Annotated in this window: 12 protein-coding genes; 10 read left to right on the top strand and 2 right to left on the bottom strand. The window is 70.9% G+C overall.

Annotated elements, in window-relative coordinates:
• Nucleotides 1–50 precede the first annotated feature (50 nt).
• Nucleotides 51–1685, top strand: coding sequence for an FAD-dependent oxidoreductase (locus ESP57_RS03190; RefSeq protein WP_129230521.1), 1635 nt, complete (start codon nucleotides 51–53; stop codon nucleotides 1683–1685).
• Nucleotides 1686–1729: 44 nt separating this feature from the next.
• Nucleotides 1730–4294, top strand: a complete 2565-nt coding sequence (glgP, locus tag ESP57_RS03185; RefSeq protein ID WP_129230520.1) for an alpha-glucan family phosphorylase — start codon at nucleotides 1730–1732, stop codon at nucleotides 4292–4294.
• Between the two features lie 3 nt (nucleotides 4295–4297).
• Here the strand turns inward: glgP and ybaK are convergent, their stop codons facing one another.
• Entirely contained in the window at nucleotides 4298–4795 is a 498-nt protein-coding gene (ybaK, locus tag ESP57_RS03180) for a Cys-tRNA(Pro) deacylase (RefSeq protein ID WP_129230519.1), read from the bottom strand.
• The gene (glgX, locus tag ESP57_RS03175; RefSeq protein WP_129230518.1) at nucleotides 4795–6873 is read right to left on the bottom strand and encodes a glycogen debranching protein GlgX; all 2079 of its coding nucleotides are present in this window, start codon (nucleotides 6871–6873) and stop codon (nucleotides 4795–4797) included. Before glgX ends, ybaK begins: the two co-directional genes overlap by 1 nt.
• 89 nt (nucleotides 6874–6962) lie before the next feature.
• Here glgX and ESP57_RS03170 point away from each other — a divergent pair, with 89 nt between their 5' ends.
• The 8 genes from ESP57_RS03170 (at nucleotide 6963) to gatB (ending at nucleotide 17829) form a co-directional block, all read left to right on the top strand.
• Nucleotides 6963–8225, top strand: a complete 1263-nt coding sequence (locus tag ESP57_RS03170; RefSeq protein ID WP_129230517.1) for a cysteine desulfurase family protein — start codon at nucleotides 6963–6965, stop codon at nucleotides 8223–8225.
• 85 nt (nucleotides 8226–8310) lie between these two features.
• Entirely contained in the window at nucleotides 8311–9399 is a 1089-nt protein-coding gene (mnmA, locus tag ESP57_RS03165) for a tRNA 2-thiouridine(34) synthase MnmA (RefSeq protein WP_129230858.1), read from the top strand.
• Between the two features lie 87 nt (nucleotides 9400–9486).
• Nucleotides 9487–10197 (top strand): hypothetical protein, encoded by a 711-nt coding sequence (locus ESP57_RS03160; protein WP_129230516.1) that lies wholly within the window; start codon nucleotides 9487–9489, stop codon nucleotides 10195–10197.
• 66 nt (nucleotides 10198–10263) lie between these two features.
• Entirely contained in the window at nucleotides 10264–12624 is a 2361-nt protein-coding gene (ligA, locus tag ESP57_RS03155) for an NAD-dependent DNA ligase LigA (RefSeq protein ID WP_129230857.1), read from the top strand.
• Nucleotides 12625–12665: 41 nt separating this feature from the next.
• Nucleotides 12666–14438 (top strand): alkaline phosphatase family protein, encoded by a 1773-nt coding sequence (locus tag ESP57_RS03150; protein ID WP_129230515.1) that lies wholly within the window; start codon nucleotides 12666–12668, stop codon nucleotides 14436–14438.
• A 36-nt stretch (nucleotides 14439–14474) separates the two neighbouring features.
• Nucleotides 14475–14777 (top strand): Asp-tRNA(Asn)/Glu-tRNA(Gln) amidotransferase subunit GatC, encoded by a 303-nt coding sequence (gene gatC / locus ESP57_RS03145; RefSeq protein WP_056009497.1) that lies wholly within the window; start codon nucleotides 14475–14477, stop codon nucleotides 14775–14777.
• Nucleotides 14774–16309 (top strand): Asp-tRNA(Asn)/Glu-tRNA(Gln) amidotransferase subunit GatA, encoded by a 1536-nt coding sequence (gene gatA / locus ESP57_RS03140; protein ID WP_129230514.1) that lies wholly within the window; start codon nucleotides 14774–14776, stop codon nucleotides 16307–16309. Before gatC ends, gatA begins: the two co-directional genes overlap by 4 nt.
• Nucleotides 16309–17829, top strand: a complete 1521-nt coding sequence (gene gatB, locus ESP57_RS03135; RefSeq protein WP_129230513.1) for an Asp-tRNA(Asn)/Glu-tRNA(Gln) amidotransferase subunit GatB — start codon at nucleotides 16309–16311, stop codon at nucleotides 17827–17829. Before gatA ends, gatB begins: the two co-directional genes overlap by 1 nt.
• Nucleotides 17830–17869: the final 40 nt, after the last annotated feature.

The following is a 17869-nucleotide window of genomic DNA, read 5'->3' as shown; positions in this document are numbered from 1 at the left end:
GGCAGGTCTCGGCGTGGATACCGTCAGCGCATGGTGCCAGGGCGAGACCGATGATCACCGCCGAGACGCTCCGCGGCATCCCGATCTTCGCGCCGGTGCCCGAGGCGACGCTCGACGAACTCGCGCGGGCGGTCGAGGACATCCGCCTCGTGCCCGGAGAGTACTTCGCGCACGAGGGCGACGAGCGGGCGCTCTTCATCGTCGTCGAGGGCGGCGTCGAGATCACGAAGGTGATCAACGGCGAGGAACGGGTGATCGGCCGCCGGAAGCCGGGGCAGTTCTTCGGCGAGGTGCCCATGACGCTGAGCACGCCGTTCCCCGCGAGTGGTCGGGCAGCGGATGCCGCGGAGGGCGCGCGCATCATCAAGCTCGACGTCACGGTCTACTACAAGCTCGCAGCGGCGGCGCCGTCGATCCCCGCCCGCGTCGCAGGCCTCGCTCGTCGCTACCTCGATTCGCTGCAGGAGATGGCGGCCGAGCGGCTCGAGACCGACGTGCGGGTCATCGGGCCCCGATCGGATGCCCGAACCCATGAGGTCACCGGCTTCCTCATCCGCAATCAGGTCGCGTTCGAGCGCACGACCCTCGACGATCCGGTGCCCGGGGAGCGGTACCCGATCCTCGAACACGGCGGAGCGCGTTCGGTCGACCCGTCGCTCCGCGAGGTCGCGACGGCGGTCGGGCTCGACGTCGTGCCCGCGGCATCCGACTACGACGTCGTCATCCTCGGTGCCGGGCCCGCGGGGCTCACCGCTGCCGTCAACGGCGCCGCGGAGGGACTGCGCACGGTCGTGATCGAGTCCGTCGCTCCGGGCGGGCAGGCCGGCACCTCGACGCGTATCGAGAACTACACCGGGTTCCCGTTCGGCATCTCGGGCGACGATCTCGCGAGCCGCGCCTTGAAGCAGGCGAAGCGGCTCGGCGCCGAGATCGTGGTGACCCGCACGGTGGAGTCGATCGTGCCGAGCGCCGGAGCCGCAGGGGTCGAGATCGTGCTCGACGGCGGCGACGTGCTGCGGGCGCCCGTGGTCATCATCGCGACCGGCGTGGCGTGGCGCTCGCTGCCGGTGCCGGGTATCGACCGGTTCCGCGGCAACGGCGTCTACTACGGCGCTGCCCGTAGCGACGCCTCGATCGCGCAGGGCGCCGATGTCTGCATCGTCGGCGCCGGCAACTCGGCCGGCCAGGCCGCGCTCTTCTTCGCACGTCATGCGCGATCGGTCACGATGCTCGTGCGCGGCGAATCGCTCGAGGCCAGCATGTCGCGCTACCTCATCGACCAGATCGCCGCCAACGACGGCGTGCGGGTGCAGACCCGCAGCGAGATCGTCGCACTGCACGGCGGATCGAGCCTCGAGGCCATCGACGTCGCCGAGCGAACCAGCGGGGAGACCGTGCGAACCGAGGCGGGCGTCGTGTTCGTCATGATCGGCGCCGACGCGGTGACCGAGTGGATGCCTGACGGCGTCGCCCGTGACGCGCACGGGTTCATCCTCACCGGGGCAGACGCGGCAGCGAGCCCGCAGTGGGGTCTCGAACGCCGGCCGTTCGCGCTCGAGACGAGTACTCCGGGCGTGTTCGCGATCGGCGACGTGCGCTCGGGCTCGGTGAAGCGGGTTGCGGCTGGCGTCGGTGAGGGCGGCATGGCGGTCGCGTTCGTGCACCAGTACCTCGCGCTCGCGTAGGCGGCGTTCACGCAACCGACATCTGCGGCTCCTAGGGTGGAGCCGTGAAGCCGATTCGCAAGTTCACGGTCCGCGCGGTCATCCCTGCCGAGCTCGGTGCGCTCGAAGAGCTCGCCGCGAACCTCCGCTGGGCGTGGCACGAACCGACCCGCCGGTTGTTCCAGCACGTCGATCCAGAGCTCTGGCAGGCCTCCGATCACGACCCGGTCGCGTTCCTCGGTGAGGTCGCGCCTGCGAGACTCGCCGAGCTCGCGAGCGACGGCGGCTACGTCGAGTGGGCCGAGCATGAGCGAGCGGCGCTGCGCGAATACCTCGCCGAGCCCCGTTGGTTCCAGTCGCTCGGCGCCGAGACGCCGCGCACCATCGCGTACTTCTCGCCCGAGTTCGGCATCACCGCCGCGCTGCCGCAGTACTCCGGCGGGCTCGGCATCCTCGCGGGCGATCACCTGAAGGCGGCATCCGACCTCGGCGTGCCGATCGTGGGCGTCGGGCTCTTCTACAAGGCCGGGTACTTCTCGCAGTCGATCTCGCCCGACGGCTGGCAGCAGGAGCGCTACCCGGTGCTCGACCCCGACGGCCTGCCGCTCACGCTGCTGCGCGCACCCGACGGGGCCCCGGTGCAGGTGACGCTCGCCCTGCCCGACGACCGTTCGCTGCACGCGCGGGTGTGGAAGGCCGCGGTCGGCCGCATTCCGCTGCTGCTGCTCGATACCGACATCCCCACGAATTCCGACGAACTGCGCTCGGTCACCGACCGCCTCTACGGGGGCGGCGGTGAGCACCGTCTGCTGCAGGAGCTGCTGCTCGGCATCGGCGGCGCCCGTGCGATTCGCGCGTGGACGGAACTGAGCGGATGCCCCGCCCCCGACGTCTTCCACATGAACGAGGGTCACGCCGGCTTCCTCGGCCTCGAGCGCATCGCGACGTACATCGGTGAGGGCCTCACGTTCGCCGCTGCGCTGCAGCTCGTGCGCGCCGGCACCGTCTTCACGACGCACACTCCGGTGCCCGCCGGCATCGACCGCTTCGACCGCGCCCTCGTCGAGCGGTACCTGTCGGGTTCGCTGCTGCCCGGCGTCGATCCGGCCGACGCGCTCGCCCTCGGCGTCGAGCCCGGAGCCGACCCCGCGACGAGCGCGTTCAACATGGCGGTCATGGGCCTGCGGCTCGCCCAGCACGCGAACGGCGTCTCGAAGCTGCACGGCGAGGTGAGCCGTCGCATGTTCGGCGACCTGTGGCCGGGCTTCGACGCCGAGGAGGTACCGATCACCTCGATCACGAACGGCGTGCACGCTCCCACCTGGACGGACCCCGCCCTGCTCGGCCTCGCCGAGACACGACTCGGCACCGGAGACACCGAGCACGCCGACTGGCGCAGCCTCGCGCTCGCCGACGGCGAGTTCTGGTCGGTCAAACGCGCCATGCGCCAGCAGCTCGTCGACGACGCCCGGCGCCGGCTCGCGGCATCCTGGCGCGAACAGCACTCGGGCGCCGAACCGCCGAAGTGGGTGTCGCAGGTGCTCGACCCCGACACGCTCACGGTCGGGTTCGCCCGCCGGGTGCCGACCTATAAGCGGCTCACGCTCATGCTGCAGGATCCCGAGCGGCTGAAGGCGATCCTCACGAATACCGAGCGACCGGTGCAGTTCGTCATCGCGGGCAAGTCGCACCCCGCCGACGACGAGGGCAAGCGACTGATCCAGCAGCTCGTGCAGTTCGCCCAGCAGCCCGAGCTGCGGGAGCGCATCGTCTTCCTGCCCGACTACGACATGAGCATGGCCGAGAAGCTCTACCCCGGCTGCGACGTGTGGCTGAACAACCCCCTGCGCCCGCTGGAGGCGTGCGGCACCTCGGGCATGAAGGCGGCGATGAACGGCGCCCTGAACCTCTCGATCCTCGACGGCTGGTGGGCGGAGTTCGCGGGCGACGACTTCGGATGGGTCATCCCCTCCGCCGATGCCGCGGGTGACGCGGGGGAGCGCGACGCTCTCGAGGCGGCCGCCCTCTACGACCTGCTCGAGCACCGGGTCGCGACGCGTTACTACGAGCGCGACGGTGACGGCGTTCCGGTCGAGTGGGTGCGCCGCGTGCGTGAGACCCTCGCGGTGCTCGCGCCCGACCTCGGCGCCGATCGAATGGTGCGCGAGTACGTCGAGCGCCTGTACCGTCCGGCGGCCGAGCACTTCGCCACTGTCGCGGCCGAGAGCGCGCGGGGAGCCCGCGAACTCTCGAGCTGGGGTGGCCGGGTGCGTGCGGCATGGCCCGGCGTGCAGGTCGCACATGTCGAGTCGGGCGGCATCGACGCACCGCACGTCGGCGACGAGCTGCAGCTTCGCGCGGTCGTGCGGCTCGGCGAGCTGTCGCCCGACGACGTGCGGGTCGAGGTCGTCTACGGGCGCAGCCGTGCCGACGAGACGATCGACGCCGCCCAGCACGCCGAGCTCGAGGTCGCGGATGCCGCGGCGCAGCTCTCCGCGGGCGAGCACCTCTACACGGGGTCCCTCGTGCTGGATCGCGCGGGCGCGTTCGGCTACACGGTGCGCGTGGTGCCGCGGCATCCGCTGCTGTTGTCGACGGCGGAGCTGGGGCTCGTCGCCGTCGCCGACTGAGCGTCAGCGCGTGCGGGCGATCGGCGCGTAGCGACCCGCGGTGACGGCGAGCAGGTCGTCGGGAGCGAGCTCGAGGTCGAGGCCGCGTCGCCCGCCCGAGACGTAGATCGTCTCGTGCAGGATCGCCGACTCGTCGAGCACCGTCGGCAGCGCCGTCTTCTGGCCGATCGGGCTGATGCCGCCGACGACGTAGCCCGTCTTGCGCTCCGCCACGGCGGGGTCGGCCATCTCGGCGCGCTTGCCGCCGAGCGCGGCGGCGAGCGACTTCAGGTCGAGCTGCATCGCCACGGGCACGATGCCGACCGCCAGCGCGCCGTCGACGCTCGCGAGCAGCGTCTTGAAGACGCGGTCAGGGTCGAGGCCGAGCTTCTCGGCGGCTTCGAGGCCGTAGGCGGCGGCGCGCGGGTCGTGGTCGTAGCCGAGGGCGGTGAAGGCGATGCCCGCCCGGCTGAGGGCGACGGTCGCGGGCGTGCCCGCGGAGGCATCCGCTCGCTTGGCCATCAGGCCGCGCTCTCTGCACGGAACAGTCGCATCGCCTGGGCGCCGACGGTGATCGTGGCCCCGGGTGCGAGCGGAGCAGCGGCAGGCGCCGACGGCGCCTCGTCGGCGGAATCCCAGAGCAGGGTGTAGCCGCTCACCTCGTCATGCCGCGGCAACACGACCTCGGTGTCGGCCTCATGGGCGTGCACGACGAGGAGGATGCGGTTCGGCGCCTCGGTCTCGGGGGTCGACGCGGCGAGGAACTGCAGGGTGCGCTCGGCGGGGGAGTTCCAGTCGTCGATGCCCATCGTCTCGCCCTCGGCGTTGAACCAGTCCATCTGCGAGGCACTCGGCACCGTCTCGCCGAGGCGCCCGAAGCGGATGGGGCGCAGCGCCGGGTTCTCGGCGCGCAGTCGCATCAGGTGGCGGGCGGTCTCGAGCAGCGCGGGAGCGAAGCGGGGACGGTCGGACGCCTCCCACGCGAGCCAGGTGAGCGGGGAGTCGTGGCAGTACGCGTTGTTGTTGCCGCGCTGGCTGCGGCCGAACTCGTCGCCCGCCGTGATCATGGGCACGCCCGCCGAGAGCAGCAGCGTGCCGAGCAGGTTCCGGATGCTCCGGCGCCGCGCAGCCCGCACGACCGGGTCGGCCGCCTCGCCCTCGACGCCGTGGTTGTACGAGTTGTTGGAGTCGGTGCCGTCGCGATTCTGCTCGCCGTTGCCCTGGTTGTGCTTGACGTCGTAGGCGGTCAGGTCGGCGAGCGTGAACCCGTCGTGGGCTGTCACGAAGTTGAGGCTCGCGAGGGGCCCGCGCTCGCCGGAGAAGGTGTTCGACGAGCCCGCGAGGCGCGTGGCGAACCGGCCGATGCCGCTGCCGGCCGACCCGGTCTCGCGCTCGCGCCGCAGGTCGCCGAGCCAGAAGTCCCGCATGCGGTCGCGGTAGCGGTCGTTCCACTCGGTGAAGCCGTTCGGGAAGTTCCCGGTCTGCCAGCCGCCGGGACCGACGTCCCACGGCTCGGCGATGAGCTTCGACGCGCCGATCACGGGGTCGTCGAGCATGGCGCGCAGCAGCGGATGATCGGGCGTGAACGTCTCGCGCTCGTCGCGGCCGAGCGTGGCGGCGAGGTCGAGGCGGAACCCGTCGACCTGCAGCTCGTCGGCGAAGTAGCGCATCGAGTCGAGCACGAGTCGCTGCGGCGCCTCGCCCGCGAAGTCGAGGCTGTTGCCGCAGCCGGTGGTGTCGACGTAGCGGCCGTGCGCGTCGTGCCGGTAGTACGACGCGTTGTCGATGCCGCGGAACGACGAGGTCGGCCCTTCCCGGCCCTCTTCGGCGGTGTGGTTGTAGACGACGTCGAGCACGACCTCGAGGCCGGCCTCGTGCAGGCGCCGCACCATGCCGGCGAACTCGCGTCGCACGGCGGCGGCCCCCTCGGCGCGAGCCGCCGCGCTCGCGTACGGCGAGTGGGCGGCGAAGAACGCGAGCGTGTTGTACCCCCAGTAGTTGATCTTGCCCTGGCGCACGAGGCGATCCTCCGACACGAAGGCGTGCACGGGCAGCAGTTCGACGGTCGTGATGCCGAGGTTCACGAGGTACTCGAGCGAGGCGTCGTGCGCGAGGCCCGCGTAGGTGCCGCGCAGGGGCTCGGGCACGGCAGGGTTCAGCTTCGAGAAGCCGCGCACATGCGTCTCGTAGACGACCGTGCGGTCGAGCGGCACGCGGGGCTTGGCCGAATCGCCCCACTCGAAGCCCGTCGCGGTGAGCGACTCGAGGGCGATGCCGCGCCACGAGCCGTCGTCGGCGCGCACGAGACCGCGGGCGTAGGGGTCGAGCAGGGTGTGCACGGGATTGAACGCGTGCTCGACGCCCGCGGGGCCGTCGACGCGCAGGCCGTAGTGGGCGCCGGGGCGGAGCTCGGCCGACGCGCCCTGCCACACGCCGTGCTCATCGCGCACGAGGGGCGTGCGCGCGATCGCCCAGTCGAGGTCGTCGGCGTCGAACACGACGAGGTCGACGGATGTCGCGTGCTGCGACCAGACCCGGGCGACACCGCCGTCGGCGCCGGCGCGCACACCGAGGTCGTGCAGGGGATCGCGCTCAGGCATGCGATCTACAGTAGTTCGTGGAGGCGAGACGCCTGCAAGCGCGTGCACGTCCGTGTCGCGCACACACTCGGTCATCATCCGGAGGTCACATGGTCTACCTCGACCACGCCGCGACCACGCCGATGCTGCCCGAGGCCATCGACGCGCTCACCGCCGCGCTCGCCGTGGTGGGCAACCCCTCGTCGATCCACAGCGCGGGCCAGCAGGCCAAGCGCCTGCTCGAGGAATCCCGCGAGCGTGTCGCCGCGACCCTCGGCGCCGACGGCATCGAGGTCGTCTTCACGGGCAACGGCACCGAGGCCGTGAACCTCGCGATCAAGGGGTTGTGGTGGCAGCGGCGCACGGCTGCGGCGAGTGCCGCCGAGCCCGCCGACGGATCGTCGCCTGCGCGTCGCCGCATCCTCATGCCGGCGGGGGAGCACCACGCCACGATCGACACCGTCGAGTGGCTCGTCGCGCACGAGGGCGCTGAAGTCGTCGAGCTGCCGCTCGACGAGGTCGGGCGCCTCCGCCTCGACGTGCTCGCCGACGAGCTCGAGCGGGGCGCTGAGTCCATCGCCCTCGTCACGATGCTCTGGGCCAACAACGAGGTCGGCACGATCGAGCCCGTCGAGGAGGTCGCGCGCCTGACCGCGCGAGCCGGCGTGCCGCTGCACGTCGACGCGATCGCCGCCTACGGACAGCTGCCGATCGACTTCCACGGCATCCGGCGTGCCACGGATGCCCCGCGCGGCTCCGGTCTCGTCGCCCTCAGCGTCTCCGCGCACAAGATCGGCGGGCCCGCCGGCATCGGCGCGCTCGTGCTCGACCGCTCGGCGGCCGTCGAGCCGCTCATCCACGGCGGCGGGCAGCAGCGCAAGGTGCGCTCGGGCACGCAGGATGTCGCCGCTGCGGCGTCGTTCGCGGCCGCTGCCGAGATCGTGGCCGACCGGCTCGACGCCGACACCGCCCGCATGGCGGCGCTGCGCGACCGGCTCATCGCGGGCGTCGCCGATGCGGTGCCCGAGGCGCGCCTCTCGGGCGACGCGGGCGCCGGGGCATCCGTTCGCCTGCCCGGCAACGCCCACTTCTCCTTCCCCGGGTGCGAGGGCGACTCGCTGCTCTTCCTGCTCGACGCGGCCGGCGTCGCCGTGTCGACGGGCTCGGCCTGCCAGGCCGGGGTGCCCGAGCCCTCGCACGTGCTCATGGCGATGGGCCGGTCGGAGGCGGATGCCCGCGGGGCGCTCCGCATCACGATCGGCCACGGGTCGACCGACGCCGACGTGGACGCGTTCCTCGCGGCGCTGCCCGCCGCGCACGCACAAGCGGCCCGCGCCGGGCTCGCCGCCCGTGCCACCTCGTTCGATCGCTGACCCGGTGACGGGCCCGGGCAGCCCGGGCACGGGGCATCCGCTCAGGAGGCCTGCCTACACTGGAGGGGTGAAGGTTCTTGCAGCGATGAGCGGCGGCGTCGACAGCGCCGTCGCGGCCGCGCGCGCCGTCGAGGCGGGTCACGAGGTCGTCGGCGTGCACCTGGCGCTCAGCCGCAACGCCGGCACCCTGCGCACCGGCAGTCGCGGCTGCTGCACCATCGAAGACTCCATGGACGCGCAGCGGGCCGCCAACGTGCTCGGCATCCCGTACTACGTGTGGGACTTCTCCGCACGGTTCAAGGCCGATGTCGTCGACGACTTCATCGCCGAGTACTCGGCCGGGCGCACCCCGAACCCCTGCATGCGCTGCAACGAGCGCATCAAGTTCGCCGCCCTGCTCGAGAAGGCGATCGCCCTCGGCTTCGACGCCGTCGCCACGGGCCACTACGCCAAGATCGTGACGGATGACGCGGGCAACCGCGAACTCCACCGCGCGAGCGCCGAGGCGAAAGACCAGAGCTACGTGCTCGGTGTGCTGACGGCCGAACAGCTCGCCCACGCCTACTTCCCGCTCGGTGACACGCCCTCGAAGACGCTCGTGCGCGCCGAGGCCGCCGAGCGCGGGCTCTCCGTCGCGCAGAAGCCCGACTCCTACGACATCTGCTTCATCCCCGACGGCGACACGAGGGGCTGGCTCGCCGACAAGGTGGGCACCGAGACGGGCGACATCGTCGACCGCACGGGCGCCGTGGTCGGTTCGCACGAGGGAGCGCACTCGTTCACCGTGGGCCAGCGTCGCGGCATGCGGCTCGGCACGCCCGCCGCCGACGGCAAACCGCGATTCGTGCTCGAGGTGCGCCCGAAGGAGAACACCGTCGTCGTCGGTCCGAAGGAGGCGCTCGCGATCGGCGTCATCGCCGGGTCGCGCTTCTCGTGGGCCGGGCTCGCGCCCGAGCAGCCCGAGACGGCGTTCGGCTGCGAGGTGCAGATCCGCGCCCACGCCGACCCCGTGCCGGCTGTCGCGCAGCTCGTCGACGGCGAGCTCGTCGTCACGCCGGGGCATCCGCTCGATGGTGTCGCGCCCGGTCAGACCGCCGTCATCTACGTCGGCACGCGCGTGCTCGGACAGTTCACGATCGACCGCACGGTCAGCGCGGTTCCGGTCGACGCGTAGGGCACGGAGGCTCGCCTCGACGACGTGCATCGCGTAGATTCGCGCTGGCGCTACCCCCCGGCGCCGCGTGAATGACGAGGAGTCGTTGTGTCCTACCCACAAATTCCCGCCGATCCGAACCGCGACCCGGCCGAGCCGTTCCGAAACCTCGATCCGGCACCCACCACCGGCCGCATCACGATCGTCGCGCCGCCCGCCGACGAATGGGAACCGATCGTCGAGGTCGCTCCCATCACCGCCGATGAGGTCGTCGAGCGTCAACGACAGGCATTCGGCGGCATGAAGATCGGCTCGGCCCTCTTCGGGTGGATCACCGTCGCCGGCCTCACGTCCATCCTCACCGGCGTGCTCGTGGCAGCCGGTGTCGCTCTCGGCCTCGCGCCGGTGCGAGAGGCGGGCACTTCGAAGAGCGACGCACTGCTCGGTGCCGATGCCGTCGGCTGGATCGGCGTCAGCACGTTGCTCGCCATCGCCCTGGTCGCGTTCTACAGCGGCGGCTACGTCGCCGGGCGGATGGCGCGATTCAGCGGCGTGCTGCAGGGTCTCGCAGTCTGGCTCTGGGCGGTGCTCATCGCCATCGTGGTCGCGGTGACCAGCATGCTGCTCGGCGTTCAGGGCGACCTGCTGGGTGCCCTGAACACCTTCCCGCGGATCTCGGTGCCCGAGAGCGCCCTCACGATCGCGGGCATCACGATCGCGGTCGTGGCGGCGCTCGTGACCGTCGGCGGGGCGCTCCTCGGCGGCGTCGTCGGCGTGCGCTACCACCGCCGCATCGATCTCGTCGGGTTCGATCGATAGCGCGAAAGGCGCCTCGAGCGCCGGGTGGGCGTCGGTGCCGCCTCGTACTATGGGCGTGTGAGCGACATCTCCGGTGACAGCGGCGGCCTTCCGACCGATTTCGATGCGGCACGTGCGGAGGCGACGGCGCTCGCCGATCGCATCGAGGGTGCGCGGCTCGCATACTACGGCGACGGGGACTCGACCCTCTCCGACGCCGAGTACGACGAGGCGTTCCACCGGCTCGAGGCCCTGGAGCGCGCGTTCCCCGAGCTCGCGGGCCAAGACAGCCCGACGCAGCAGGTCGGCGCAGCGATCGTCTCCGCCGGATTCCCAGAACACGAGCACGCCGAGCGCATGCTCAGCCTCGACAACGTCTTCTCGATCGATGAGTTCCGCGACTGGGCGACGAAGACCGTGGCCGCCGCCGGTCGAGCCGTGCACTGGCTCTCCGAGCTGAAGATCGACGGGCTCGCGATCAGCCTCGCCTACCGCGACGGCGTGCTCGAGACGGCGACGACCCGCGGCACCGGCGTCGTCGGTGAGAACATCACCGAGAACGTCGACCTGATCCCGGCGATTCCGCAGCGACTCGAGGGCGAGGGCTATCCGGCCTTCTTCGAGGTGCGGGGCGAGGTGTTCCTGCGCACGGCCGACTTCGAGGCACTCAACGAACGGCAGCACGAGCTGCAGGCCGCGTTCGAGGCCGAGCAGCTCGCGAAGGGCCGTGCGCTCGAAGACATCCCCACGAAGTACCCCGAGTTCGCCAACGCCCGCAACACCGCCGCGGGCAGCATCCGCCAGCGCCGTGAGAAGAAGAACGCCCTCGAGCTGACCCTCATGCGCGAGCGGCTGGGCCGCCTCGAGTTGTACCTGCACGGCATCGGCGCGTGGCGCAGTGCCGCATCCTTCGGGCCAGAGGTTCGGAACCAGTCGGAGATCTATGCGCTGCTCGCGAGCTGGGGCCTGCCGGTCTCGCCGCATTCGCGCGTGTTCGACTCGGTCGACGAGGTCGCCGGCTACATCGCCGAGCGCGGCGAGCACCGCCACGACGTCGAGCACGAGATCGACGGCATCGTCGTCAAGGTCGACGAGCTCGCCCTGCACGACGAGCTCGGCGCCACGAGCCGCGCCCCTCGCTGGGCGATCGCCTACAAGTACCCGCCCGAAGAGGTGCACACGAAGCTCCTCGACATCGTCGTCGGCGTGGGCCGCACGGGCCGGGCGACCCCCTACGCGGTGATGCAGCCCGTCAAGGTCGCCGGTTCGACCGTGCGCCAGGCGACGCTGCACAACCAGCAGGTCGTCAAGGCCAAGGGCGTCCGCATCGGCGACACCGTGGTGCTCCGCAAGGCGGGCGACGTCATCCCCGAGATCCTCGGGGCGGTCGAGCAGTTGCGCGACGGCACCGAGGTCGAATGGCACATGCCCGAACTCTGCCCCGAGTGCGGCACCCCGCTCCGTGCCATGAAAGAGGGCGACATCGACCTGCGCTGCCCGAACGCGAAGTCGTGCCCCGCACAGGTGCGCGGCCGCGTCGAGCACATCGGGTCGCGCGGCGGCCTCGACATCGAGGCGCTCGGCGAAGTCACCGCCGCGGCGCTCACCCAGCCGTCGGTGCCCGAAGATCCGCCCCTCGCGACCGAGGCCCGACTCTTCGACCTCACTCTCGACGAGCTCGTTCCGATCGAGGTCGTCGTGCGCGACTCCGAGACGGGCGAACCCAAGGTCGACGAGGAGACCGGCGTGCCGATCCGGCGCGCCCCATTCCAGAAGCTCAGCGCCGCGAGCTATCCGCCCGGCACCGAGACGATGACTCCGACCGAGCGGCGTGCCGCCGGGGTCAAGAAGGACTTCCGGGTCGTCGGGCCCTCCGAGGCCGCGACGAAGCTGCTGTCCGAACTCGAGAAGGCCAAGACGAAGCCGCTGTGGCGTCTGCTCGTCTCGCTCAACATCCGCCACGTCGGGCCGGTCGCCGCTCGTGCGCTCGCAGACTGGTTCGGCTCGCTCGACGCGATCCGCGCCGCCACCCGGGAACAGCTCGCCGAGGTCGAGGGCGTGGGCGGCATCATCGCGGACTCGCTCATCGAATGGTTCGGCGTCGACTGGCACCTCGACATCGTCGACCGCTGGACTGCGGCGGGCGTGCAGTTCGCGACCCCGGGTCATCCGGGGCCGGGCGCCGCCGCCGAGGCCGGGGGAGTGCTCTCGGGCCTCACCGTCGTCGCCACCGGCTCGCTCGACGGCTTCAGCCGTGAGGGCGCGCAGGAGGCGATCATCGCCGCAGGCGGCAAGGCGGCGTCGAGCGTCTCGAAGAAGACCGACTTCGTCGCCGCAGGGCCGGGCGCCGGTTCGAAGCTCGCGAAAGCCGAAGAACTCGGCATTCGGGTGCTCGACGCAGCGCAATTCGCGCTGCTCGTGAGTGAGGGGCCGGCCGCACTCGACTGATCGCAGTCGCGGCGCGGCACCGAGGCGATGTTGGAGGGGACATGGCAGGTGACGAAACCGTGCACGGGGAGCCCGAGGGCAGGGCGAACGGCCCCGGTGGGTCGAGTCGCCGCGACTTCCTGAAGCTCGGCGGGGCCGCGGCCGCGGGCGCGGTCGTGGGCGGCGGGGTCGGAGCCGCGATCGGCGCGACGATCGGGCACGCCCTCGGCTACGAGGCCGGCGCCGATGACTTCGCAGCCTTCAGTCCGCGCGAGAAGGCCGGATTCGACCACCTCGTCGTCGTCATGGGGGAGAACCGCTCCTTCGACAACCTGCTCGGGTGGTTGTACTCGCCCGACGACCTCCCCGACGGGCAGCAGTTCGACGGACTCTCGTTCGGGGACTACTCGAACACGGCACCCGACGGTACGAGCATCGCCGCGCACATCTACGAGGGGCCGACCGACCAGATCATGGGGCGACCGAATCCCGATCCGGGCGAGGAGTTCCCGCACGTCAACACGCAGATCTTCAACACGATCGACCCGCCGGGCAACCGCGAGCTCTTCGTGGAGCAGATGGAGGCGCCGTACAACGCGCCCGCGTCGAACGCGAAGGCGGCGATGAGCGGCTTCGTGACCGACTACCTCGTCAACTACGAGCGGCTCAAGAAGGGCACGGCACCCGACCCCGGAGAGCTCGCGCAGATCATGGGGTCGTTCTCCACCCAGATGCTGCCCGTGCTGTCGACGCTCGCGAAGAACTTCGCGGTCTTCGACGCGTGGCATGCCGGGGTGCCGTCGCAGACGTTCTGCAACCGGTCCTTCTTCCACGCCTCCTCCTCGCACGGCTTCGTGACCAACAAGCACGGCGGCGGGTACACGAAATGGCTCGACGCACCTGCGACGCCCACGATCTTCAACCGACTCGAAGACGCCGGCATCTCGTGGCGCATCTATTTCGACGAGCTCCAGCTCGTCTCCTTCACCGGAGTGCTCCACGCGCCGGTCCTCGAGAAGTACTGGCGCACCGAGCGTTTCGCGACGATGTCGCAGTTCCACGACGACGTGAAGGGCGGCAAGCTGCCCGCCTACGCGTTCATCGAGCCGCGCATGATCTACAACCACAACGACTTCCACCCGCCGTTCGGCAAGTTGCGCGAGAGTGACGTCGACGGCACCGAGGTCGTCGACAGCGCGATCTCCGACGTCAGGGCCGGCGAGGCGCTGATCCACGAGATCTATTCGTCGATCAAGGCGAGCGATTCATCCGACGGGTCGAACGCGCTCAACACGATGCTCCTGATCACCTTCGACGAGCACGGCGGATGCTACGACCACGTGCCGCCGCCCGCTGCGACGCCGCCCGAGGTCGACGAGCCCACGGGCGAGATGGGCTTCCGCTTCGATCGGCTCGGATGCCGCGTGCCGGCGATCGCCGTCTCGGCCTACACCCGGGCGGGCAGCGTGATCAACGACGAGATGCACCACGGAGCCGTCATCGCGACCCTCGCGAAGCTGCACGGGTTGAAGCCGCTGACCCGCCGTGACGCCGAGGCGAACGACATGTTCACCGCGGTGAACCTCGACTCGCCGAGGCATCCGCTGACCTGGCCGTCGACCACCCCGCAGTACATCCCGCCGAACCCGCAGGCGGAGTCGCCGCATCCGGGGCACGCGCACAAGGACAAGCCCTTGAGTCCGCCGGCGCGAGGCCTGCTCGGGCTCCTGCTCGCGAAGTTCGGGCGCCCCGACGACGAGGAGCCCGAGACGTACGCCGACGCGTACGAGCTGCTGCAGAAGTACGGCGACGGGCTCTTCGGCGCGCCCCGATAGAATCGATGCATCCCCATCCCGAGACGACGGAGCAGCATGTCCGAAATCACTGCGGAGCAGGTCGCGCATCTCGCGAACCTCGCCCGCATCGCGCTCACCGATGAAGAGATCGAGCACCTCACCACGGAGCTCGGCCAGATCATGCACGCGGTCGAGCAGGTGAGCGAGGTCGCCACACCCGACGTGCCGCCGACGAGCCACCCGATCCCGATGCAGAACGTCTTCCGCGACGACGTCGTGGGCACGACCGTGCTCACCGCAGACGAGGCGCTCGCGGGGGCCCCCGAGTCCGACGACTCGCGTTTCAAGGTCTCGGCGATCCTGGGAGAAGAGCAGTGAGCGACGAACTGATCCGGCTGTCCGCCGCGGCACTCGGCGCGAAGCTCGCGTCCGGCGAGGTCTCCTCGGTCGAGGCGACCCGTGCCCACCTCGACCGCATCGCGGCCGTCGACGGCGCCGTGCACGCCTTCCTCCATGTCGAGGGCGAGCGTGCCATCGAGACGGCCGCCGAGATCGACCGCCAGCGCGCGGCAGGCGCGCCTCTCGGCCCGCTCGCGGGCGTGCCGATCGCGATCAAAGACGTCCTGGTCACGAAGGGCATGCCCTCGACCTCCGGTTCGCGCATCCTCGAGGGCTGGATCCCGCCCTACGACGCGACCCCGGTCACGAAGGTGCGCGAGGCGGGCATGATCCCGCTCGGCAAGACCAACATGGACGAGTTCGCCATGGGCTCGTCGACCGAGCACTCGGCCTACGGCCCGACCCACAATCCGTGGGACCTCGACCGCATCCCCGGCGGCTCAGGCGGCGGCTCCGCGGCATCCGTCGCAGCGTTCGAGGCCCCGCTCGCGCTGGGCTCCGACACCGGCGGCTCGATCCGCCAGCCGGCGCACGTCACCGGCACCGTCGGTGTGAAGCCGACGTACGGCGCGGTCAGCCGTTACGGCTCGATCGCCCTGGCCTCCTCGCTCGACCAGATCGGCCCGGTCACGCGCAACGTGCTCGACGCCGCCCTCCTCCACGACGTGATCGCCGGGCACGACCCGCTCGACTCGACGTCGATCCCTGAGAAGTGGCCGTCGATGGCCGACGCGGTGCGCCGAGCGGATGTCTCCGGCCTCCGCATCGGCGTCATCAAGGAGCTCGACGGCGAGGGCTTCCAGGCCGGCGTGCGCCAGCGGTTCCACGAGTCGCTCGAGCTGCTCGAGAAGCAGGGCGCCGAGATCGTCGAGGTCTCCGCACCCCACTTCGAGTACGCCATCGCGGCGTACTACCTGATCCTCCCGGCGGAGGCGTCGTCGAACCTCGCGAAGTTCGACTCCGTGCGCTTCGGCCTCCGGGTCACGCCCGAGGGCGGCGGCACGGTCGAGCAGGTCATGTCCGCCACGCGCGAGGCCGGCTTCGGCCCCGAGGTGAAGCGACGCATCATCCTCGGTACCTACGCGCTCTCGGCGGGCTACTACGACGCGTACTACGGCTCAGCGCAGAAGGTGCGCACGCTCGTGCAGCGCGACTTCGACGCGGCGTTCGCGAACGTCGACGTGCTCGCCTCGCCGACCGCACCGACGACCGCCTTCAAGTTCGGCGAGAAGATGGCCGACCCCGTGTCGATGTACCTCAACGACATCGCGACGATTCCCGCCAACCTGGCCGGCGTGCCCGGCATCTCCCTGCCGTCGGGGCTCGCTCCCGAAGACGGCCTGCCCGTCGGCATCCAGTTCCTGGCACCCGCGCGTGAAGACGCTCGTCTCTACAACGTCGGCGCCGCGCTCGAACAGCTGCTCGAAGCGCGCTGGGGCGGCCCGCTGCTCGCACAGGCACCCGATCTCTCGTCTCATGAGCTCACCGCGACCGAGGAAGGCGCACTCTGATGGCCCGCGCTGAACTGATGGACTTCGACAAGGCCCTCGAGCTCTTCGAGCCGGTCATCGGCCTCGAGGTGCACGTCGAGCTGAACACCACGACGAAGATGTTCTCGTCGGCTCCGAACCCCGCGAACTCGCAGTTCCACGTCGCAGACCCGAACACGCTGATCACGCCCGTGTGCCTCGGCCTGCCCGGTTCGCTGCCCGTCGTCAACGGCGAGGCCGTGAAGTACTCGATCAGCCTCGGCCTCGCGCTCGGCTGCGAGATCGCTCCGTCGAGCCGGTTCGCCCGCAAGAACTACTTCTATCCCGACCTCGCGAAGAACTATCAGATCTCGCAGTACGACGAGCCGATCGCGTTCGACGGCCAGGTCGAGGTCGAACTCGAGAACGGCCGGGTCTTCACGGTGCCGATCGAGCGCGCGCACATGGAGGAGGACGCGGGCAAGCTGACGCACGTGGGCGGCTCGACCGGCCGCATCCAGGGAGCCGAGTACTCGCTCGTCGACTACAACCGCGCCGGCGTTCCGCTCGTCGAGATCGTCACGCGACCGATCTTCGGCGGCGAGGCCGACACTCCCGCGCTCGCGAAGGCGTACGTCGCCACCATCCGCGACATCGTGCTCTCGCTCGGCATCTCCGAGGCCCGCATGGAGCGCGGCAACCTGCGGTGCGACGCGAACGTGTCGCTCCGGCCCCGTGGCCAGGAGAAGCTCGGCACGCGCACCGAGACGAAGAACGTCAACTCGATGCGCTCGGTCGAGCGGGCCGTGCGGTACGAGATCCAGCGTCAGGCTGCGATCCTCGCCGGCGGCGGCACGATCATCCAAGAGACGCGTCACTGGCATGAGGACACCGGTGCCACGAGCGCGGGTCGTCCGAAGTCCGACGCCGACGACTACCGGTACTTCCCCGAGCCCGACCTGCTCCCGGTCGTGCCCTCGAAGGAGCTCGTCGACGAGCTGCGCGCCGCACTTCCGGAGCCGCCGGCCGTGCGCCGTCGCCGACTCAAGTCCGAGTGGGGCTTCACCGACCTCGAGTTCCAGGATGTCGCGAACTCGGGCCTCCTCATCGAGCTCGAGGCGACCGTGAAGGCCGGCGCGACGCCCGCCGCCGCCCGCAAGTGGTGGACCGGCGAGATCGCCCGCCTCGCGAACGCCGCCGCCGTCGACGCCTCGGGCCTCGTGTCGCCCGAGCATGTCGCCGAGCTCGCGCAGCTCGTCGACTCGGGTACGCTCACCGACCGCCTGGCCCGCCAGGTGCTCGAGGGCGTCATCGCGGGCGAGGGTTCGCCGCAGCAGGTCGTCGACGCTCGCGGTCTCGCGGTCGTCTCCGACGACGGTGCACTGATCGCCGCCATCGATGAGGCGCTCGCTTCGCAGCCCGACGTGCTCGCGAAGATCCGCGACGGCAAGGTCCAGGCCGCTGGCGCGGTCATCGGCGCCGTCATGAAGGCGATGCAAGGCAAGGCCGACGCCGCCCGCGTGCGCGAGCTCGTGCTCGAACGCGCCGCGCAGACCGCGTAACCCGACACTGCGCACGAGGGCCGAGCGGAGACATCCGCTC

Source organism: Agromyces fucosus (assembly GCF_004134865.1).
Lineage (GTDB): Bacteria > Actinomycetota > Actinomycetes > Actinomycetales > Microbacteriaceae > Agromyces > Agromyces fucosus.
The sequence above is the reverse complement of the archived record's forward strand: the minus strand, read 5'-3'. Positions and strand labels throughout refer to the sequence as shown.